This is a genomic window from Bradyrhizobium australafricanum, assembly GCF_020329495.1.
In the GTDB taxonomy this organism is placed as follows: Bacteria; Pseudomonadota; Alphaproteobacteria; order Rhizobiales; family Xanthobacteraceae; genus Bradyrhizobium; species Bradyrhizobium australafricanum.
The window spans coordinates 26979-46578 of the sequence record NZ_JAGKJL010000029.1 but is presented as its reverse complement, the minus strand read 5'-3'; the positions used below and the strand labels follow the sequence as shown (position 1 = coordinate 46578).

Annotated in this window: 16 protein-coding genes; 9 read left to right on the top strand and 7 right to left on the bottom strand. The window is 64.6% G+C overall.

The window, feature by feature from the left end:
* Positions 1-87: 87 nt before the first annotated feature.
* The 4 genes from J6525_RS24630 to J6525_RS24615 all read right to left on the bottom strand — a co-directional run bounded on the left by J6525_RS24630 (position 88) and on the right by J6525_RS24615 (position 5691).
* Positions 88-1377 carry a cytochrome P450 gene (locus J6525_RS24630; protein WP_225646642.1) on the bottom strand — a complete coding sequence of 430 codons (1290 nt, stop codon included), beginning with the start codon at positions 1375-1377 and terminating at the stop codon, positions 88-90.
* Between the two features lie 151 nt (positions 1378-1528).
* Entirely contained in the window at positions 1529-2626 is a 1098-nt protein-coding gene (locus J6525_RS24625; RefSeq protein ID WP_092080939.1) for an HD-GYP domain-containing protein, read from the bottom strand.
* A gap of 291 nt (positions 2627-2917) precedes the next feature.
* Positions 2918-5203 (bottom strand): xanthine dehydrogenase family protein molybdopterin-binding subunit, encoded by a 2286-nt coding sequence (locus tag J6525_RS24620; protein ID WP_225646641.1) that lies wholly within the window; start codon positions 5201-5203, stop codon positions 2918-2920.
* The gene (locus tag J6525_RS24615; protein WP_026192016.1) at positions 5200-5691 is read right to left on the bottom strand and encodes a (2Fe-2S)-binding protein; all 492 of its coding nucleotides are present in this window, start codon (positions 5689-5691) and stop codon (positions 5200-5202) included. Before J6525_RS24615 ends, J6525_RS24620 begins: the two co-directional genes overlap by 4 nt.
* Before the next feature lie 309 nt (positions 5692-6000).
* Here J6525_RS24615 and J6525_RS24610 point away from each other — a divergent pair, with 309 nt between their 5' ends.
* The 3 genes from J6525_RS24610 (at position 6001) to J6525_RS24600 (ending at position 7941) form a co-directional block, all read left to right on the top strand.
* Positions 6001-6789 (top strand): alpha/beta fold hydrolase, encoded by a 789-nt coding sequence (locus J6525_RS24610; RefSeq protein WP_225646640.1) that lies wholly within the window; start codon positions 6001-6003, stop codon positions 6787-6789.
* Positions 6786-7121 (top strand): hypothetical protein, encoded by a 336-nt coding sequence (locus J6525_RS24605; protein WP_028341400.1) that lies wholly within the window; start codon positions 6786-6788, stop codon positions 7119-7121. The genes J6525_RS24610 and J6525_RS24605 overlap by 4 nt, the downstream gene beginning before the upstream one ends.
* 145 nt (positions 7122-7266) lie before the next feature.
* A complete protein-coding gene (locus tag J6525_RS24600) occupies positions 7267-7941 on the top strand; it encodes a dienelactone hydrolase family protein (protein WP_225646639.1) in 675 nt (224 codons plus the stop codon).
* Between the two features lie 131 nt (positions 7942-8072).
* Here the strand turns inward: J6525_RS24600 and J6525_RS24595 are convergent, their stop codons facing one another.
* From J6525_RS24595 to J6525_RS24585, 3 genes are all read right to left on the bottom strand, one after another.
* Positions 8073-8816 carry a polysaccharide biosynthesis/export family protein gene (locus J6525_RS24595; protein WP_225646638.1) on the bottom strand — a complete coding sequence of 248 codons (744 nt, stop codon included), beginning with the start codon at positions 8814-8816 and terminating at the stop codon, positions 8073-8075.
* Positions 8817-9000: 184 nt separating this feature from the next.
* A complete protein-coding gene (gene msrA, locus J6525_RS24590) occupies positions 9001-9657 on the bottom strand; it encodes a peptide-methionine (S)-S-oxide reductase MsrA (RefSeq protein WP_225646637.1) in 657 nt (218 codons plus the stop codon).
* Between the two features lie 130 nt (positions 9658-9787).
* The gene (locus J6525_RS24585) at positions 9788-10105 is read right to left on the bottom strand and encodes a hypothetical protein (protein WP_016842666.1); all 318 of its coding nucleotides are present in this window, start codon (positions 10103-10105) and stop codon (positions 9788-9790) included.
* A gap of 373 nt (positions 10106-10478) precedes the next feature.
* Here J6525_RS24585 and rpsT point away from each other — a divergent pair, with 373 nt between their 5' ends.
* From rpsT to gyrB, 6 genes are all read left to right on the top strand, one after another.
* Complete coding sequence (gene rpsT / locus J6525_RS24580) at positions 10479-10745, top strand: 30S ribosomal protein S20 (RefSeq protein ID WP_057015335.1); 267 nt, start codon at positions 10479-10481, stop codon at positions 10743-10745.
* Positions 10746-11977: 1232 nt separating this feature from the next.
* Positions 11978-13408, top strand: coding sequence for a chromosomal replication initiator protein DnaA (gene dnaA, locus J6525_RS24575; protein ID WP_092080949.1), 1431 nt, complete (start codon positions 11978-11980; stop codon positions 13406-13408).
* A 264-nt stretch (positions 13409-13672) separates the two neighbouring features.
* A complete protein-coding gene (dnaN, locus tag J6525_RS24570) occupies positions 13673-14791 on the top strand; it encodes a DNA polymerase III subunit beta (protein ID WP_074126563.1) in 1119 nt (372 codons plus the stop codon).
* 48 nt (positions 14792-14839) lie between these two features.
* Positions 14840-15235, top strand: a complete 396-nt coding sequence (locus J6525_RS24565; protein WP_225646636.1) for an endonuclease domain-containing protein — start codon at positions 14840-14842, stop codon at positions 15233-15235.
* A gap of 73 nt (positions 15236-15308) precedes the next feature.
* Positions 15309-16445, top strand: a complete 1137-nt coding sequence (gene recF / locus J6525_RS24560) for a DNA replication/repair protein RecF (protein ID WP_057015331.1) — start codon at positions 15309-15311, stop codon at positions 16443-16445.
* A gap of 487 nt (positions 16446-16932) precedes the next feature.
* On the top strand, positions 16933-19368 hold the full coding sequence (gyrB, locus tag J6525_RS24555) for a DNA topoisomerase (ATP-hydrolyzing) subunit B (protein WP_018269243.1): 2436 nt from the start codon (positions 16933-16935) through the stop codon (positions 19366-19368).
* The last annotated feature ends 232 nt before the right edge of the window (positions 19369-19600 follow it).

Here is a 19600-nt window from a genome sequence, read left to right as displayed (position 1 = left end):
GCGAGGAGCGGAGCGACGAAGCAATCCATGCTTCCGCGTGTGCGGCGCTATGGATTGCTTCGCTTCGCTCGCAATGACGGACGGACTTCAATTCACCTCGAACCGGATCGGCAGCTTCTTCGGGCCGTTGACAAAATAGGCTTGCGTCATCTTCACCTCGCCGTCGAGCGACAGCGACTTCAGGTGCGGCAGCAGTTCCTCGAACAGGATGCGCATCTCGAGCTTGGCGAGGTACTGGCCGAGGCAGAGATGCGCGCCATAGCCGAACGCGACATGGCGATTGGGCTTGCGATCGCTGCGGAAGCGATCGGGGTCCTCGAACACCTCCTCGTCGCGATTGCCCGAGGCGTAACACAACATCAGCCAATCGCCCTTGGCGATCTTGCGGCCGCCGAGCTCGGTATCCGCGGTGGCCGAGCGCATGAAATGCTTGACCGGCGTCATCCAGCGGATCGACTCGTCGACCAGGCCCGGGATCAGTTCCGGGTTGGCCTTCACCTTGGCGAATTCCGCGGGGTCCCTGGCCAGCGCCCAGATCGCGCCGGCGGTCGAGGATGAGGTGGTGTCGTGGCCCGCGGTCGCGACGATCATGTAGTAGCTGGTCTGATCGTGCTCCGGCATGTAGTCGCCGCCGATCTTCGCATTGGCGATGACGGTGGCGAGATCGTCGCGCGGGTGCTGACGGCGATCCTCGGTGATCTTGCGGAAGTAGGCGGAGAAGTCGGCGATGATCGCCTGCAGCATCGCGGAGACCTGCTCCGCGCTCAGCGCGTCGCGGACGCGCGCGGTGTCGGGATCTTGCGGGCCGAACAGTTCCTGCGTTAGCTTGAGCATGCGCGGCTCGTCCGCCTCGGGCACGCCGAGTATCTCCATGATGACGTGCAGGGGATAGCCGAGCGCGACGTCCTCGACGAAGTCGCAGGCGCCGCCCCTCGCGAGCATGCGCTGCACCGTGGCGCGCGCGATCTCGCGGACGCGGGCCTCGAACTTGCCGAGATTGGCCGGCATGAACCAGCCTTGCGTCAGCGCGCGATATTTCGGGTGGTCGCGCGCGTCCATCTGCACCAGCGAGCGCACCAAATTGGGCCCGCCCGTAATCTTGCGAACGCGCTCCTCGAGCGCCTGCGTCGTCAGGGTGGTCGGCCGATCGGCGTTGTGGAACAGCTCGTTCTGCCGGCTGATCGCCTGGATATGCGCGTGCTTGGTCACCACCCAGAACGGGTCGAACTTCTCGGGCCGCGCGATGCCGAGCGGGTTGTTGGCGCGCAGCCAGCGATAGCTGTCGTGGATGCGGTCGTCCGCATAGGCGACGGGATCGACGAGGGTTGCCGCGATGTCGGCGGGGATGTCGAAATCCCCGGTCGTTGCCGTATCCATGATCGTCCTCACCCGTCGGAGCATCGGTCCTGCCGATGATCACCGGAATCTAGGCGGAGGTAAGGAGGACGACTTGCGTTGATTGGCTAGAGCCGTCGCCTCAGCCGGCATTGCGACGACGAAGCGACGTAGCAATGACGGGATTGAGGACTCAATAGTGCCCGAACGCCACCGGGCGGAACGCCTGCAGCAATTGCTGGTCGAGCTTGCCGCCCATCTCCTCCATCATGGAGAATGCCTTGGCGTGGGTGAACTGCAGCCGGTAGGCGCGCTTCTCGACCAAAGCGGCATAGACGTCGACGATCGTGGTGACGCGGACGATGTCGCTGATCTGGTTGCCGCTGAGGCCGTTCGGATAGCCGGTGCCGTCGAGGAATTCGTGGTGATGCAGGATCACGTCGAGCATTTCCGGCGGGAAGCCGCCCTGCGCGGACAGCGCCTCGTAGCCGCGGCGCGGATGCTCGCGCATCTCGGCCATTTCCTCCACCGTCAGCGCGCCGGGCTTGTCGAGCAGCGCGACCGGAACGAAGGCCTTGCCCACGTCGTGCAGCAGCGCGGCGCGGGCGAGCCGGCGCTGGTCGTCGTCGCGCATGCCGAGGTGCTGCGCGAACGCGACCGCAAAGCCGGTCACGAACAGGCAGTGGCGATAAGTCTCCTGGTGATGGCAGCCGACCGTGGTCAGCCACTCGCGCAGCGAGTTGTGCTTGATCGCCTTTAGGATCTTGTTCTCGGCGGCGACGATGTCCTCGAACTTGAGCGGCTCGCCGGCGCGCATCCGCTCGAACATCTTGACCATCACGCCGTGCGCGGCTTCGACGCCGCGGTTGAGCGCCTTGCCGCGATCGGTCTCGTCATAACCGCTGTCGTCGGGGAATGCGGCGCGGATGCGCTGCAAGATGCCGCGCGCATCGAACGGCCGCGAGATCGTGTCGGTGGCGCCGAGCGCCCAGGCCTGCATCGAGGCGTGATGCAAGGCGTCCGCCAGCACGAACAGCCGCGGCATCTCGCGATAAGCGTCGGCCTGCAGCTTGGCGCGGACCAGTTGCACGGCTTCGGGCGAGCGCAGATTGATGTCGACGACGATGCCGGAGAGATCGCGGGCCGGCTGCTCGGGAATGTCAGAGGTCGGAACGGTATCGACCTCGCCCACCGAGCGCAGGATGTTGGCGAGCTCATTGCTCTGATCGCTTCGATCTGACGCCAGCAGGAGGCGGCGCTTCGAAGTCTGGTTGTTGGCTAAGGCTGTCATGAAATCCCCGTCGCGGTAACGACCGACGCCGGGACGCTACCTGACGATGCGTTCCCTCCGGCTTAATGGGGATACTGAACGGCGGCTGAGCGCAATGGATACAATTTGAGCGATCGCCGAATCCGCCAGCAAAATCAGGCCGGCCGGAAATCAATGCCGATGCGCGGATCGGCGGCGAATCATGAATTTTTGCGGCGTCGAAGTTGATGCCGTCATCGCCCGGCCGACGCGCGGAGCAAAGGAAAACGCCGGAGAGCTGGTGCTCTCCGGCGTTCTTGTTCGTTCAGATCGTTACGCCTTCATCGCAGCCTTGACGGCTTCTGCGGTGATCGGCAGGCCGCGGACGCGGGCGCCGACCGCGTTGAAGACAGCGTTGCCGATCGCCGGCGCCACCACCGTCACCGCGGGCTCGCCGACGCCGGTCGCCTTCTCGCCATTGGCGATGACGTTGACCGCGACTTCCGGCAGCTGGCTCATCCGAAGCGGCGTGTAGCTGTCGAAGTTGGTCTGCTCGATGCCGCCGTCCTTCAACGTCGCCTTCTCGAACAGCGCCAGCGACATGCCCCACAGCGCCGCGCCCTCGACCTGGGCCCGGATGCCGTCGGGATTCACTTGCGTACCAACGTCGGTCGCAACCGTCAGCTTCTTCACCGTCACCTCGCCCGACGGGGCGACCGCGACATGGGCGACGCAGGCGGTCCAGCTCGCCGTGGCGCGCTCCTGCGACGACACGCAGGCAACGCCCATGCCTTCGCCCTTGGGCAGCTGCTTGGTGCCGTAGCCGGCAAGGCCCATCGCAGCGAGCAAGGTGTTGCGGAGACGCTGCGCGCCGCCGTCATTCTTGCCCTTGCCGTCGAGCAACGAGATGCGCAGCTGCGCCGGGTCCTTGCCGGTCGCATGCGCGATCTCGTCGATCATGCTTTCGACCGCCCAGAACGTCCAGCCCGGCGCCACCGAGCGGAGCTGACCCGACGGGGTGGCGTTGTGCGCCATCTCGTTCTTGATCGCCCGCACATAGTGGTTGGGCACGGTGTAGAAGAAGTCCGCTCCGTTCACGGTGAAGGAGTCGAGCGGCCCCTTCTTGTCGACCGACGGTGTGAGGAAATCGGGGATTCCCCAACGCGCGGTCGGCCAGGCCGAGACCACATCGTGGCTCATCGCGACGATCTTGCCGTCGCCGTCCATGCCGGCCTTCACCTTCTGGTAGGTCAGCGGACGCGAGAAATCCATCGTCATGTCGTTTTCGCGCGTGTAGATGACCTTGACCGGCTTGCCGACGGCCTTCGCCGCCTGCACCGCGGGCACCATCATGTCGGCATCGAGACGCCGGCCGAAACCGCCGCCCAGCCACATCTGGTGCATCACCACGAACTTCGGATCGATCCCGGCGGCGCCGGCCGCAATCGCGCCGGAGCGCGTCGCGAACTGGTTGCCGGAATAGATGTGCAGGATGTCGCCCTTGAACTCCGCGGTGGCGTTCATCGGCTCCATCGGAGCGTGGATGTTGATGTTGGTGGTGTATTCCGCCTCCAGCACCTTGGCCGCCGAGCCGAAGGCCGCCTTGGGATCACCGTCCTTGACGAAGAACTGGCCGGAATCGTCCAGTCCCTGAAGCCGCTTGGCTTCCGTGAGCAGCGATTCGCTCGACAGCTTTGCGTTCGGGCCGCCGTCATAGCTGATCTTCAGCGCCGCCGCGGCCTTCTTCGCCTGCGCATAGGTGTTGGCGACCGCGACGACCCAGCCGGTCGTGGTTGTGGTCTTGTCGTCGAGGGTGACGGCCTTGATGAAGCCGGGCAGCTTCTTGGCCGCACTATCGTCGACCGCCTTCACGGTGGCGCCGTAACGCACCGGCGGGGTGACCAGCGCGCCGTAGACCATGCCCGGCACCATCACGTCGATGCCGTACTTGGCCGTGCCATTGGTCTTCGACGGGATGTCGAGCTGCGGCACCGAGACGCCGATCATAGTGTACTGGTCGGGCGTCTTCAGCTTGATCGCCTTCAGGTCATCCGCAGTGAAGGTCTTGGTCGCCTTGCCGCTCTTCACCACTTCGGCGAACGACATCGACTTCTTCGACTTCGCATGGCTGATCCTGGAATCGCGCACCACCAGCTCGCCGGCCGGCACGCCCATGGAGGCCGCCGCCGCCTCGGTCAATGCGATGCGGCCGGCTGCACCGGCGCGGCTCATCGCGTCGAAGTTCATCATCGTCGACCAGCTGCCGCCGGTGATCTGCGCGCCCAGCACGGGATCGTTGAACTTCGGATCATTGGAGGCGAGCTGAACCCGCATGTCCTTCCAGTTCGCGCCGAGCTCTTCGGCCACGATCTGCGCCATGGTCGAGGCGACGTGCTGGCCCATGTCGGCCTTGCCGCAGGTCACGGTGACGAGACCGTCGGGCGCGATCGAATACCAGACGCTCGGCTCGAAGTTGGCGGGTGCGGGTGCCGCGAGCGCCTGGTCGATGCCGGACGCGGCGTAGCCGAGCACGAGGCCGGTTGCAGCGGTGCCGACCAGGAAGGAACGGCGGCTGAGATCGGTCGTCTCGGGCGCGAGGTTGTTCACGTGCTTGTTCATGTGGCCCTCCGCTCGGATCCGGTGGCCGATGCGGTGCGCATGTCGGACGCAGCGCGCATGATCGCCTTCTGGATTCGTGAATAGGTCATGCAACGGCAGAGATTGCCGTCCATATGCGCGACCACTTCTTCCTTGGTCGGGTTGGTGTTCTTCGACAGCAGCGCTGCCGCCTGCATGATCTGGCCGGACTGGCAGTAGCCGCATTGCGGCACCTGCTCGGCGACCCAGGCCTTCTGCAAGGGATGATCGCCCTTGGCCGACAGGCCTTCGATGGTGGTGATCTTCTTGCCGACGGCGTCGGCGACCGAGGTCTGGCAGGACCGCACCGCTTCGCCGTTGACGTGAACCGTGCAGGCGCCACACAGACCGGCGCCGCATCCGAATTTGGTGCCCGTCATCTGCAATTGCTCGCGGATGACCCAAAGCAGCGGCGTGTCATTGGCCGCCTCGACGGACATATTCCGTCCGTTGATATTGAGATTTGGCATCTCTCTCCCCTTCCGGTGTAGGAAGCCGCTTACGGCGGCAACTCACTGTTGGGTCTTGGCCGGCGCCCACCGGGTCAGCGACAGTTGCCGAAACAATGATCCGGTTCCCGGCTGGAGGCAATCCAATTTGGAATTGCTCGAAAAGAATAAATTTCCGAAGATGCCTGTTGTGCGATGCGGCAACGGCATGACGCTTTTTGGAATGCCAGCGTTCGTGTCTAATCGACTGACGCTTGCTCAAAGCGTCGGCAGCAGGGATCGGCAACGCCGTCCGATGACAGCGGCGAGAGAAACACAAGGAGCCCGTCAATGGCCAAGCTCAACCGCAGCGGCGTCGACATCTACTACGAGGTTCACGGCAGCGGCCCGCCGCTGATCCTGACCCACGGCTATTCCTCGACCTCGGCGATGTGGCAGGGCCAGATCGAGGCGCTGTCGCAACGGCACAAGCTGATCCTGTGGGACATGCGCGGGCACGGCCAGTCCGACTATCCCGACGATCCCGATGCCTATAGCGAAGCGCTGACGGTCGGCGACATCGCCGCTCTGCTCGACGCCGCCGGCGCCGACAAGGCGATCGTCGGCGGGCTGTCGCTCGGCGGCTACATGTCGCTCGCCTTTCATCGCGCCCATCCGGAGCGGGTGCGGGCGCTGCTGATCATCGACACCGGCCCGGGCTTCAAGAAGGACGACGCCCGCGAGGTCTGGAACAAGCGCGCCCGCGAGACCGGCGACCGCTTCGACCGCGAAGGGCTCGAGGTGCTTAGATCGTTGAGCGCCGAGCGCGCGTCGGTCACCCATCGCAACGCCAGGGGCCTCGCGCTCGCGGCGCGCGGCATGCTGGCCCAGCGTGATGCACGGGTGATCGAATCGCTGCCCGGGATCCAGGTGCCATCGCTGGTTGTGGTCGGCGCCGACGACACGCCGTTTCTGGCGGCGTCCGACTACATGGCGGCAAAAATCCCCCGGGCGCAGAAGGCAGTGATTCCGAACGCCGGCCACGCCGTCAACATCGACCAGCCGCAGGCTTTTATCGCCGCGGTGCTGCCGTTCCTGGATGGCCTTGAGGCCGGCGCGCCGGGAAAGACCGCGCCATGAAGACAATCGCCGTTGCCTTGTTGCTGACTGCGGCCACGACAGGGGCGAGCGCGCAGAAGCTGCCGTTCGTAACCGCCCCGTCCACGTTCACCGCGACGCTGTCCAACACCACGCCGCTGGTGTTCGGCATGGGCGTTGCGGACGCGCAGCGCGCGCTCGGCACGCCCCTCACCTATGTCAGCGGACGGCCCGGCAACGAGATCTTCCTGACCTTCCGCGACCTCGGCGGCAGCGGGCTGTTTCCGCACCACGACCGCCTCTTCCTCCAATTCCGCAAACACCGGCTGACGGGCTGGAAGGCCGACTGGGGCGAGAACTGGATGTGGCGATAGAGCATGGTCCGGAAAAGTGCGAAGCGGTTTTTCGAAACGGCCATGCTCAAACGAAGAGCCAAAGCGCGATGACAATTTCTTCATCGCGCTTTGGACCACATCGTTGATGACCTTCATGCAACCCCCAAACTGACAAGGATGGACCATGGGACAAGACATCAAACTGAAAGCTTCCGACGGATTTGAACTCGGCGCCTACCGCGCCGATCCTGCCGGCGCGCCGAAGGGCGCGGTCGTCGTGATCCAGGAGATTTTTGGCGTCAATCACCACATCCGCTCGGTCTGCGACCGGCTGGCGAAGGAAGGCTTTGTCGCGGTTGCACCTTCGATCTTCGATCGCATCACGCCGAACTTCCAGAGCGGCTATTCCCCCGACGAGATCGCCGAGGCGCGGAAGTTCGTCGCCAATCCCGACTGGGCCGCGATGCTGCGCGACACCCAGGCGGCGATCAACGCGGTGAAGCCGGTCGGGCCGGTCGGCATCATCGGCTTCTGCCTCGGCGGCAGCGTCGCCTATGCGGCCGCCACCAAGCTGGCCGGGCTGTCAGCCGCGGTCGGCTATTACGGCGGCGCCGTCGTGCGCTTCGCCGACGACAAGCCGGCGGTGCCGACGCAGCTGCATTTCGGCGAGAAGGATGCCGGCATACCCTTGAGCGATGTCGGGACCATCAAGTCGAAGCGGCCCGAGGTCGAGGTCTTCATCTATCCCGGCGCGCAGCACGGCTTCCATTGCGACGAGCGCGCCAGCTACGACAAGGCAAGCGCCGACATTGCCTGGCCGCGCAGCATGGAATTTTTCGCGAAGCATTTGAAGAAGTGACGCTGTGAGCGTCATTCCGGGGCGATGCGCAGCATCGAACCACAGATGCGCAATTGCGCATCGGGGAATCTCGAGATTCCGGGTCTGGTGCTAACGCACCGTCCCGGAATGACGAAGGACGCTGTCCTTCTTCAGAACCAGCGCTCGCCGACGAACACCGTATCGCCCGGGCTCATCGGCGTGCCCAGCGGCACCACGAAGCGCCCGGAGCCGGACGCATCGGTGTGGGTCAGCGTCACGCTGTCGCGGCGGGCACGCGGCGAGAAGCCGCCGGCAATCGCGACCGCGCTCTCGACCGTCATGTTCGGCACGTAGGGATATTGGCCGGGGGCCTGGACTTCGCCGAGGATGAAGAACGGACGATAGGACTCGATCTCGACCGCCACCGAAGGCTCGCGGATATAGCCGTTGCGCAGCCGTGCCGAGATTTCGCCGGCAAGCCCGGCCGGCGTGCGGCCGCGTGCCGGCACCGAGCCGATCAGCGGCATGGTGATCGCGCCCGCGGCGTCGATCGCATAGGAATTGGTCAGGCCTTCCTGGCCGTAGACCACGACGCGGAGCTTGTCGCCGGGGCCAAGATGATAGCCGTTGTCGTAACCGGCGGGGGGTCCACCCGGGGAGGCGGCGGCATAGACGACCGGGGCGGCATAGCCATAACCAGGGGACGTGCTGGCGAAGGCTGAACGCAATGCGCTGATTGCACCGCCGCCGCCTGCATCGGCAACCGGAGCGGGTGCGTAGGCCGGGCCGTAGGTGACGGCATCGACGCCTTGCGGGCCGACGGCGACGGGACCGGACGTGCTCATGCAGCCAGACAGCGCGAGCGCAGCCACAACGGCAGTGATCGGCAATCGTAACGCGCGTGCAACCGGCACCGGACCTATCCCTCAACGGCGAGACAGGCCCAGTCTTGCACCACTTATGGTTAACAAAGGGTTTTCGAGGATCGAGCGGGAGGCCGGAACAGCCGGCCTCCCATTGACTTGGAGCCGTGCCCGGGAAGAGCGCAAACCGGCTTTCCGGGGCGAGCTCTTCCTCAACAAGACCTCAGCAAGACGGTCAGGCGGTGACGCCGACGCCGATCGGGCAGGACACGCCGGTGCCGCCGAGCCCGCAATAGCCCGCCGGATTCTTGGCGAGGTATTGCTGGTGGTAGTCCTCGGCGAAGTAGAATTCACCGGTCGGCGCGATCTCGGTGGTGATGGCGCCGAGGCCCTTGGCGGCAAGCGCCTTCTGATACATCGCCTGCGACTCATCGGCGGCCTTGCGCTGCGCGTCGCTGAACGTGTAGATCGCGGAGCGATATTGCGTGCCGATGTCGTTGCCCTGGCGCATGCCCTGCGTCGGGTTGTGGTTCTCCCAGAACGTCTTCAGCAGCTTCTCGTAGGAGATCTTCTTCGGGTCGAACACGACCTGCACCACTTCGGTGTGGCCGGTGCGCCCCGAGCATACTTCCTCATAGGTCGGGTTCGGCGTGTGGCCGCCGGCATAGCCGACCGCAGTGGTGTAGATCCCCTCGCCGAGTTCCCAGAATTTGCGCTCCGCGCCCCAGAAGCAGCCGAGCCCGAACACCGCCTGCTCGAGGCCTTGCGGATAAGGCGGCTGCAACTTGCTGCCATTGACGAAATGGGTGATCGCGGTCGGGATCGGCGTCGCGCGGCCCGGCAGCGCCTCGGCGGCGCTCGGCAACGCGGTGGTCTTGCGCATGAACAACATGGACACCTCCAGGCGGGACATCGGCCGACGCGGCAACGGCCTGCGGGCCGGCTGTCACCTATATATGTCCTTACGCGGATGATGGCAGCCCCGTTACGGGGTGCTGCGGCCAGGGAGGGCTGCCGACAAGTCAGTCGCGCGCGTAGCCGATCAGGGGCTTACGCGGCCGGAACAGGATCATCAGCAGGATGCCGGCAATGCCGAGCACCGCGAATACCGGCTGCTCCAGAAGCAGGCGGATCACGTCATTCCAGAGCCAGGGCGCGAAGCGATCCACCCAGGCATGGAATGCCTGCTGGCTCGACTGGTGGATGTCGTTCCAGAACTGGCCGAATTGGGTGAACCGCAGGCTCTGGTCGGCGACGTAGCGGGCCCCGTCATAGACCATGAAGATGAAGCTGCCGGCCAGCAGCAGAAGGCCGATCAGACGGAAGAAGCCGCGGATCATGCGTCACCCTAACTCCCAGTTGCGCCCCACGCGTCGTCAGGCCTTACCGGGCGCCCCCCGGAAATTCAACCTCTTCAGCGGCTTATCCGGCCCCCGCAGGGACGATTTCGGGCCCTTTTTGGGTCCCGAAAGCGTTGACGCTTAAGCCCGCGCCATCTATAAGACCGACCGATGGCGGCGGGCGCAATCCTGCCGCCGCTGTTCTTTGGACAGTGCCGCATGCGGGGGCAGCATTTTGCGCTCTTCGCATGGCCGCCTCAAGGACACCCAAGAAAACCACCTTGGACAAATACATCAGAGTTGAGATTTGAACCGGCCGGTGCGCGCAAGCCCGACCACCGAGCGATCACCGCCGAAGGACAGTTAGAGAACCATGGCCAACACCACCTCCGCCAAGAAGGCGACCCGCAAGATTGCCCGCCGCACCATCGTCAACAAGTCGCGCCGCACGCAGATGCGTGGCGCGGTGCGCACCGTCGAGGAAGCGATCAAGAGCGGCGACCGCGAGGCGGCACTGAAGGCGATGAGCCGCGCTGAGCCCGAGCTGATGAAGGCAGCGCAGCGCAACATCATTCACAAGAACCTCGCGAGCCGTAAGGTGTCGCGCCTCACGCAGAGCATCGCCAAGCTCGCGAAGTAACGGCTCGCCACCAGAGCTGACTGGAAAACACATTTGTCACGAAGCCCGGCTCGCGCCGGGCTTTTTGTTTTTGTCTCGACTTTTGTCGTGGAAGTTTCATAGCGCGAGAACACTTCGCGTTGCCGCGCAACGAACTGCGTGTCATGTTTCGTTTCGTCGCGTCCGTAGTTCTACCGGCTCGACATGCTTAACGCGCCGCACTCGCCCACAGATTGTTCTTCGCTAAGCTAGATAGATGGAATAGCGCGCGAGCATTTCGCGGACGAAACTTGCGAAGCGGGGTTACCCTGCAAAAGTAATCGAGAAAAATGACGTCTCGCGAATTACTTATGCACATAGCGTTGGACAGCGATTGGAAAAATGACCGGCGCGAGACCAAATGTAAATTTTCTATGAAAAATTTTTGGTATTGCACCGTCGTTTGTGACACGCGTGAATCTGTGCGCTGATTCAAAAACTTGCTTTCGCAACTCAGCATCGGCAACGCCGCAACAGTCGCGAAGAGTCTCGATCCCCGTCGAATCCACGGATTGTCAGAAAATCAGCTTGGTGTATTTATTTCTTGTTCGCGACGCCCACGGCTCTCCAGATCAGCGCGGTTTGAGACCCAGGGGCGGACGCACAAATCGGCGGCGGTGTGTGCGTTAGCGACGCTTTCCAAGCGAAGCTAGATTGACAACTCATAGCGATATGAGGACAGACGACCTGTGTCAAAAATTCTCCGGCGATGTCCCCGGCAATTTGGGGGATCGAACAAGAGAGACCAGGACGTCAGTCGGAATCTGGCAGCGGGAACGCGGAGCGAGTGAACGGGTTGACGACGACACGGCGGCGGCGAAGCGCCGGGCATTTCGGTGTTCGGTAGCAGCAGTTCGAATTTGAAGACACGAGCAAGCTGACAACTTGCCGCGATACGTCGCGGCGGGAGGGGGAGGTCTTATGGCTTACGGTATCATCACTGCAGTCGAACCAACGACAGCCGAAGCGCAAATTTCCAGTGGTGCCGTAATCAACCCCTCGGACGTCAGCTCCCACCCGAAGCGTCCGTCGAGTACGCGCTGACCTCGCGGGGCGCATCTTCTCCAAACAGCTGATCTGTCGGGTGGCGCATGGACGCCACACGGGAGAGCTTTGTCCGGAGCAGACCGCGCCCGCTAGAGGTCGCGCCGCGGCAGGAAACCTGCACGGCGCTTTCGCAACGATTATCTCTCAGACTTGGAAGTACGAAGGCAATGACGAACACGGAACAGGATCGCTGGTCGCGGGTGAAGGGACGTTTGCGGACGAGCGTTGGCGAGGACGTCTACACGAGCTGGTTCGCTCGGATGGATCTGGAGAGCGTGCACGACGAGAGCGTGCACCTGTCGGTTCCGACCCGGTTCCTCAAGAGCTGGATCCAGGCGCACTATGCCGAACGCGTGCTCTCCTGCTGGCAGGCCGAGATGCCCGAAGTGCATCGCATCGACCTCACCGTGCGCTCGGCGATCCGCGCGACGGCTCCGGTGAAGGAAACGGTTGCGCCAGTCGAAGTGCGCCGCATCGAGCGCACTGACGGCCGGCTCGTGCCTGAACTGCGCTCGGTTGCGACCGCGCCGGTGTCCGCGAGCCACGACGCGCTCGGCGGCTCGCCGCTCGATCCGCGCCTGACCTTCGCCAGCTTCGTCGTCGGCCGTTCCAACACGCTGGCTCATGCGGCGGCCCGCCAGGTCGCGGAAGGTCGCCGTGGCGATCCCGTGATGTTCAACCCGCTCTACATTCATGCCGGCGTCGGCCTCGGCAAGACGCATTTGCTGCAGGCGGTGACCTGGTCCGGCAATTCCGGCGGCGAGCGCAAGGTGCTGTATCTCACCGCCGAGAAGTTCATGTACGGCTTCGTCGCGGCGCTGAAGACGCAGACGGCGCTGGCCTTCAAGGAGGCCCTGCGCGGCATCGACGTGCTGGTCATCGACGATCTGCAGTTCCTGCAGGGCAAGTCGACGCAAGCCGAGTTCTGCCACACGCTGAACGCGCTGATCGATGCCGGCCGCCAGGTCGTGATCGCTGCCGACCGTCCGCCGTCGGATCTGGAAAGCCTCGACGACCGCGTGCGCTCGCGGCTCGCCGGCGGCCTCGTGGTCGAGATGGGCTCGCTCGGCGAGGAGCTGCGGCTCGGCATCCTGAAGTCGCGCGTCGCCGCCGCCCGCGCCCACCATGCGAGCTTCGATGTGCCGGAGGAGGTGCTCGACTATCTGGCGCGTACCATCACCCATAACGGCCGCGACCTTGAAGGCGCGATCAACCGCCTGCTGGCGCACTCCAAGCTCAACAACCAGCCGGTGACGCTGGAGATGGCCGAGCGCGAGGTGCGCGACCTGATCCGCCCGCAGGAGCCGAAGCGGATCAAGATCGAGGACATCCAGCGCGTGGTCGCCCGGCAGTACAATGTCAGCCGCTCCGACTTGCTGTCGTCCCGCCGCACCGCCAATGTGGTGCGCCCGCGCCAGGTCGCGATGTATCTGGCGAAGACGCTGACCTTGCGCTCGCTGCCGGAGATCGGCCGGCGCTTCGGCGGCCGCGACCACACCACGGTGTTGCACGCCGTGCGCAAGATTGAGGCACTGGTCGCCAAGGACACGGCGCTGTCGGAGGAAGTCGAATCGCTGAAGCGCCAGCTGCAGGAATAGGGCCGCTTCATCCGGCCGGATCGTTCCATAGCCCTCCCCTCGCCAAAGGGGAGGGCTAAACTTTTTTCCGACCCAAAACGTGGGGAACGGGGCTCGTTTCGCGCCCGTATCCCTTGCACCGGCCGCCCATCCGCGCCACCTTGCGGTCCCCCCGTGGGTTTGATCAAATCCGGTATTGATCCGGCTTTTCGGGTTTCCAATGCCGCGGTGCTGCCCTGAAAGGCCGCCCGGCTTTTCCATCTGAGGGATCTGGCGGGTATTGCAATGAAGGTCACCGTCGAGCGCGCGCAACTCCTGAAATCGCTGGGTCACGTTCACCGCGTGGTCGAGCGCCGCAACACCATCCCGATCCTCGGCAACGTGTTGATCCGCGCCGAGGGCGCCAAATTGTCGCTGAAGGCGACCGACCTCGACCTCGAGGTGACGGAGACCTTGGCCGCCGAGACCGGAACCGCCGGCTCGACCACGGTGCCCGCGCACATGTTCTACGACATCGTCCGCAAGCTGCCCGACGGCTCGCAGATCGTGCTGGAAGCCGACGGCGACCGCTCGGTGCTGGCCGTGCGTGCCGGCCGCTCGCGCTTCACGCTGCAGACCCTGCCCGAGAGCGACTTCCCGGGCCTTGCCGCCGGCGACATGACGCATTCGTTCTCGCTGCCGGCGTCCGACATCAAGCGCCTGATCGACCGCACGCAGTTCGCGATCTCGACCGAAGAGACCCGCTACTACCTCAACGGCATCTATCTGCACGCGGCCGGCAGCGCCAAGGCGGCGACCCTGCGCGGCGTTGCGACCGACGGTCACCGGCTGGCGCAGATCGACCTCGCGCTGCCCAAGGGCGCAACCGGCATGCCCGGCGTGATCGTCCCGCGCAAGACCGTTGGCGAGGTGCAGCGGCTGATCGAGGGCGACGACGCCGAGATCTCGATCGAGCTATCGGACGGCAAGATCCGCTTTACGCTCGGCAATGTGGTGCTGACCTCGAAGCTGATCGACGGCACCTTCCCGGACTACGGCCGCGTCATTCCGCAGAACAACGACAAGGAACTCGTCGTCGACAAGAAGGATTTCGAAGCCGCCGTCGACCGCGTCTCGACGATTTCCAGCGAACGCGGCCGCGCGGTGAAGCTCGCGCTGTCCGCGGGCAAGCTGGTGCTCTCGGTCACCAACCCGGATTCCGGCAGCGCCACCGAGGAGCTCGAGGTCGAGTACGCTTCCGACGCGCTCGATATCGGCTTCAACTCGCGCTATCTGCTCGACATCGCCGCCCAGATTGAAGGCGAGGTCGCAGTGCTGAAGCTCGCCGATCCCGGCTCGCCGACCCTGGTGCAGGACCGCGACAGCAAGGGCGCGCTCTACGTGCTGATGCCGATGCGGGTGTGATGACCCTCTCTTCACGCGCAACTGCACCCTCTCCCCTTGTGGGAGAGGGTGGCGCCGAAGGCGCCGGGTGAGGGGTTGGCGCCGCGAACGCCGCACCATCGCCCGACCGATGAACGGCTCCGCAGCTTCGCAAAGAAAATGCGCCGGGAGCCGACTGACGCGGAAGCGAAGATGTGGCGCCTGCTGCGCGATCGGCGCCTGTCGCACTTGAAATTTCGAAGGCAGGTTCCATTTCGAAATTACATTCTCGACTTCGCGTGCTTCGAGAAGCGCCTCGCCATCGAGATCGACGGCGGTCAGCACGCTTCGTCGCCGCGTGATGCATCCAGGACTGACGCGCTTGCGGCGGAAGGCTTTCAGGTCTTGCGCTTCTGGAACAATGACGTATTGCGGACGCCCGGGGCGGTGCTGGAAGACATTGTCGCCAAGCTTGCCGAGCTGTGAGATACCCCTCACCCGTCGCCTCACTTCGTGAGGCGCCACCCTCTCCCACAGGGGGAGAGGGCAAGGAAGAGAGATGACCCCGTCCCGCATTCACCGCCTGTCGCTGACGCATTTCCGCAATTACCGGACGGCGACGCTGCAGGTCGCCGGCGACATGGTGGTGCTGGTGGGGCCGAACGGCGCCGGCAAGACCAATTGCATGGAAGCGGTCTCGTTTCTGTCGCCGGGCCGCGGCCTGCGCCGCGCGACGCTGGAGGACATCGCAGACAACCAGGGCGACGGCTCCTGGGCGGTCTCGGCCGAAGTCGAGGGCGCGCTCGGCCTTGCGACGCTCGGCACCGGTATCGATCCGCCGACCGGTGACGCCGGCAGCGCGAGGCGCTGCCGCATCGACCGCGAACCGGTGGGGTCCGCAACCGCGTTCGGCGATCATCTGCGCATCGTGTGGCTGACGCCGGCGATGGACGGCCTGTTCATGGGCGCCGCCTCGGAACGGCGGCGCTTCTTCGATCGCCTGGTGCTGGCGATCGATTCCGAGCATTCCAGCCGCGTCTCGGCACTGGAGCGCTCGCTGCGCTCGCGCAACCGGCTGCTCGAGGTGCGCAACTATGACGACCATTGGTGTGATGCGATCGAGCGCGAGACCGCCGAGCTTGCGGTCGCGGTCGCCGCGTCGCGGGGCCAGACCGCCGCCAAGCTCGCCGTGATGCTGCGCGAGCGCGGCGCGGCCTCGGCCTTCCCCTCCGCCGAGATCATGCTCGACGGCTGGATGGAGAACGCACTGCTGCAGGAGCCTGCAACGGCGGTGGAGGACCGCTACCGCGAGATCCTGCGCGCCAGCCGGCCGCGCGATGCCGCCGCCGGGCGCACGCTCGACGGCCCGCATCTGACCGACCTGCAGGTGGTTTACGCGCCGAAGAACATGCCGGCGCGCGACGCCTCGACCGGCGAGCAGAAGGCGCTCCTGATCGGGCTGGTGCTGGCGCACGCCACGATGGTCGCGGAGATGACCGGCATCGTGCCGCTGCTGCTGCTCGACGAGGTCGTCGCCCATCTCGATCCGAACCGCCGCAAGGCGCTGTTCGACGAGCTCGCCAAGCTCGGCGCGCAGGTCTGGATGACCGGCGCCGATCCCGCGGCGTTCGTCGACATCGGCCCTCGGGGGGAGATTTTCGACGTCGAATCCGGCCGCGCCACACGGCGCGGCTGATTGGCTAGTCTAGGGCAATCTGAAGCGATGGCGCCGTCGCAGAGCGCATTGCCAAAATATCGAAAACAACCCCATGCAAAGTGGCCAGCGGCGGCAGGCGTTCGACCAAGCAGCTTGACACGTCGGGCAACTCAGGAACAATATTCTAATATTCCGAAATTACGCGAGCATCCCTCGCCCCCGGTTCGCCCATGCCCAGCGGGGAGAAGCGAACCTCCGAAGTCGCTCCAATTCAGCCTGGTCTCATCATGTTTCTGGCGGCGCAGAATCGGCCTCGATAAGGGCTCCGAATCCGCCACCGAATCGGGCTTTTCAAAGCCCTCGGAATCCGCCTTTGAAAGCCTTGAAACAGACCTAAAAAATCCTATTTATTCAATAGTTTGTAGATGGAGACTTTGCGCTAGGCGCAACCCCTCTTTCATGGCACAAATAGCGGCATCAGCGCCTCATATTGCGCAGCTGATTCGGATATCCTCGAAGGCCTCACATGACTGAACCTGCCCGGCAGACCCCTGCCGAATCTGAGCATCCCGTTCCGGCCGAATATGGCGCGGAATCGATCCGGGTGCTGAAGGGCCTCGACGCCGTCCGCAAGCGCCCCGGCATGTATATCGGCGACACCGATGACGGTTCCGGCCTGCACCACATGGTCTACGAGGTCGTCGACAACGCGATCGACGAGGCGCTGGCGGGCCACGCCAGCCGCGTCCTGGTCACCCTCAACGCCGACAATTCCGTCACCGTGTACGACGACGGACGCGGCATACCGGTCGGCATCCACAAGGAAGAGGGCGTCTCGGCAGCCGAGGTCATCATGACCCAACTGCACGCCGGCGGAAAATTCGACCAGAACTCCTACAAGGTTTCCGGCGGCCTGCACGGCGTCGGCGTCTCCGTCGTCAACGCGCTCTCCAGCAAGCTCGCGCTGCGGATCTGGCGCGACGACAAGGAGCACTACATCGAATTCGCGCACGGCGATGCCGTGGCGCCGCTCAAAGTGGTCGGCGATGCCCCGGGCAAGCGCGGCACCGAGGTCACCTTCCTCGCCTCGGTCGAGACCTTCAAGAACATCGAGTATGATTTCGCGACGCTCGAGCACCGGCTGCGCGAGCTTGCCTTCCTCAATTCCGGCGTCAACATCGTGCTCTCCGACATGCGTCACGCGGTCGAGAAGCGCGAGGAGATGCACTATTCCGGCGGCGTCGAGGAATTCGTCAAATATCTCGACCGCAACAAGAAGGCGATCGTGCCGGCACCGATCATGGTGCGTTCGGAAGCCAACGGCATCGGCGTCGAGGCGGCGCTGTGGTGGAACGACAGCTACCACGAGAACGTGCTGTGCTTCACCAACAACATCCCGCAGCGCGACGGCGGCACCCATCTGGCCGGCTTCCGCGGCGCGCTGACGCGCCAGGTCAACGGCTATGCCGAGGCCAATGCGAAGAAGGAAAAGATCGCACTGACCGGCGACGATTGCCGCGAAGGCCTCACCGCGGTGCTGTCGGTGAAGGTGCCCGATCCGAAATTCTCGTCGCAGACCAAGGACAAGCTGGTGTCCTCGGAGGTTCGACCGGTGGTCGAGAACGTCCTGAACGAGGCGCTGGCCGCCTGGTTCGAGGAGAATCCGAAGGAAGCCAAGGAGATCGTCGGCAAGGTGATCCAGGCCGCCGCGGCCCGCGAGGCTGCGCGCAAGGCCCGCGAACTGACCCGCAAGAATCCGCTCAGCGTCTCCTCGCTGCCCGGCAAGCTCGCCGACTGCCAGGAGAAGGACCCCGCCAAATCCGAACTGTTCATCGTCGAGGGCGACTCGGCAGGCGGCAGCGCCAAGCAGGGCCGCAACCGCGAATTCCAGGCGGTGCTGCCGCTGCGCGGCAAGATCCTCAATGTCGAGCGCGTCCGTCCCGACAAGATGCTGTCGTCCGAGCAGATCGGCACGCTGATCACCGCGCTCGGCACCGGCATCAGCGACGATTTCTCGGTCGACAAGCTGCGCTATCACAAGATCATCGTGATGACCGACGCCGACGTCGACGGCGCCCATATCCGCACGCTGCTGCTGACCTTCTTCTATCGTCAGATGCGCTCGATCATCGATGGCGGCTACCTCTATATCGCCCAGCCGCCGCTCTATAAGGTCTCGCGCGGCAAGTCCGAGCAATACCTGAAGGACGAGCGCGCCCTCGAGGACTATCTGATCTCGACCGGGCTCGACGAATGCGTCTTCAAGCCGGCCTCCGGCGACGACCGCTCGGGCCGTGATCTGCTGTCGCTGGTCGAGGACGCCCGGGTCATCCGCTCGGTGCTGCGCAACCTGCACAGCCGCTATAATCGCGCCGTCATCGAGCAGGCCGCGATCGCGGGCGTGCTCAATCCCAGGATCACCGGCGATATCGCCACCGCCAATTCGGCGGCCGAATACATCGCCAAGCGGCTGGACGCCGTGGCCGAAGAAGTCGAGCGCGGCTGGATCGGCACCTTCACGGAGGGCCAGGGGTTCCAGTTCGAGCGCACCGTGCGCGGGGTCAGGGAATTCGCCGTGATCGACGACGCCTTTCTCGGCTCGGCCGACGCCCGCAAGCTCGATGAATACGCGACCGAGCTGCAAGAGATCTACGTGCGCGCGGGCAAGCTGCGGCGCAAGGATGCCGAGCAGATCATCCACGGCCCGATCGACCTGTTCGAGGCCGTGACCGACGCCGCCCGCAAGGGCATCTCGCTGCAGCGCTACAAAGGTCTCGGCGAGATGAACCCGGAGCAGCTCTGGGAGACCACGCTGGACACCGAGGCGCGCTCGCTTCTGCAGGTGAAGATCAAGGAGGTCGACGAGGCCGACGATATCTTCACCAAGCTGATGGGCGACGTGGTCGAGCCGCGCCGTGAGTTCATCCAGGACAATTCGCTCAGCGCAACCATCGACATCTAGGAGGCCTGCGGCGTATTGCACCACCGTCATTGCGAGGAGCGAAGCGACGAAGCAATCCATTTTTCAGCTTGCGGTGCGATGGATTGCTTCGCTCCGCTCGCAATGACGTGGATCGTGCAGTGCACACTACTTCCATTACCCTGGAGGCGAGCAACCGTCCTGACGGGTGACATCTCCGTGACAGCGCGACCGGCGCCGTCGCGGCGCTACCTTTCGTGTGGAAGCTGCGCCG

What these genes read in the sequence shown, in the direction of transcription:
- recF (WP_057015331.1), top strand. Translation starts at nt 15,309, where the DNA reads ATGACCCCGTCCCGCATTCACCGCCTGTCGCTGACGCATTTCCGCAAT.
- J6525_RS24605 (WP_028341400.1), top strand. Translation starts at nt 6,786, where the DNA reads ATGAAGACAATCGCCGTTGCCTTGTTGCTGACTGCGGCCACGACAGGG.
- J6525_RS24630 (WP_225646642.1), bottom strand. Translation starts at nt 1,377, where the DNA reads ATGGATACGGCAACGACCGGGGATTTCGACATCCCCGCCGACATCGCG.
- dnaN (WP_074126563.1), top strand. Translation starts at nt 13,673, where the DNA reads ATGAAGGTCACCGTCGAGCGCGCGCAACTCCTGAAATCGCTGGGTCAC.
- J6525_RS24610 (WP_225646640.1), top strand. Translation starts at nt 6,001, where the DNA reads ATGGCCAAGCTCAACCGCAGCGGCGTCGACATCTACTACGAGGTTCAC.
- dnaA (WP_092080949.1), top strand. Translation starts at nt 11,978, where the DNA reads ATGACGAACACGGAACAGGATCGCTGGTCGCGGGTGAAGGGACGTTTG.
- rpsT (WP_057015335.1), top strand. Translation starts at nt 10,479, where the DNA reads ATGGCCAACACCACCTCCGCCAAGAAGGCGACCCGCAAGATTGCCCGC.
- J6525_RS24585 (WP_016842666.1), bottom strand. Translation starts at nt 10,105, where the DNA reads ATGATCCGCGGCTTCTTCCGTCTGATCGGCCTTCTGCTGCTGGCCGGC.
- msrA (WP_225646637.1), bottom strand. Translation starts at nt 9,657, where the DNA reads ATGTTGTTCATGCGCAAGACCACCGCGTTGCCGAGCGCCGCCGAGGCG.
- gyrB (WP_018269243.1), top strand. Translation starts at nt 16,933, where the DNA reads ATGACTGAACCTGCCCGGCAGACCCCTGCCGAATCTGAGCATCCCGTT.
- J6525_RS24600 (WP_225646639.1), top strand. Translation starts at nt 7,267, where the DNA reads ATGGGACAAGACATCAAACTGAAAGCTTCCGACGGATTTGAACTCGGC.
- J6525_RS24615 (WP_026192016.1), bottom strand. Translation starts at nt 5,691, where the DNA reads ATGCCAAATCTCAATATCAACGGACGGAATATGTCCGTCGAGGCGGCC.
- J6525_RS24620 (WP_225646641.1), bottom strand. Translation starts at nt 5,203, where the DNA reads ATGAACAAGCACGTGAACAACCTCGCGCCCGAGACGACCGATCTCAGC.
- J6525_RS24625 (WP_092080939.1), bottom strand. Translation starts at nt 2,626, where the DNA reads ATGACAGCCTTAGCCAACAACCAGACTTCGAAGCGCCGCCTCCTGCTG.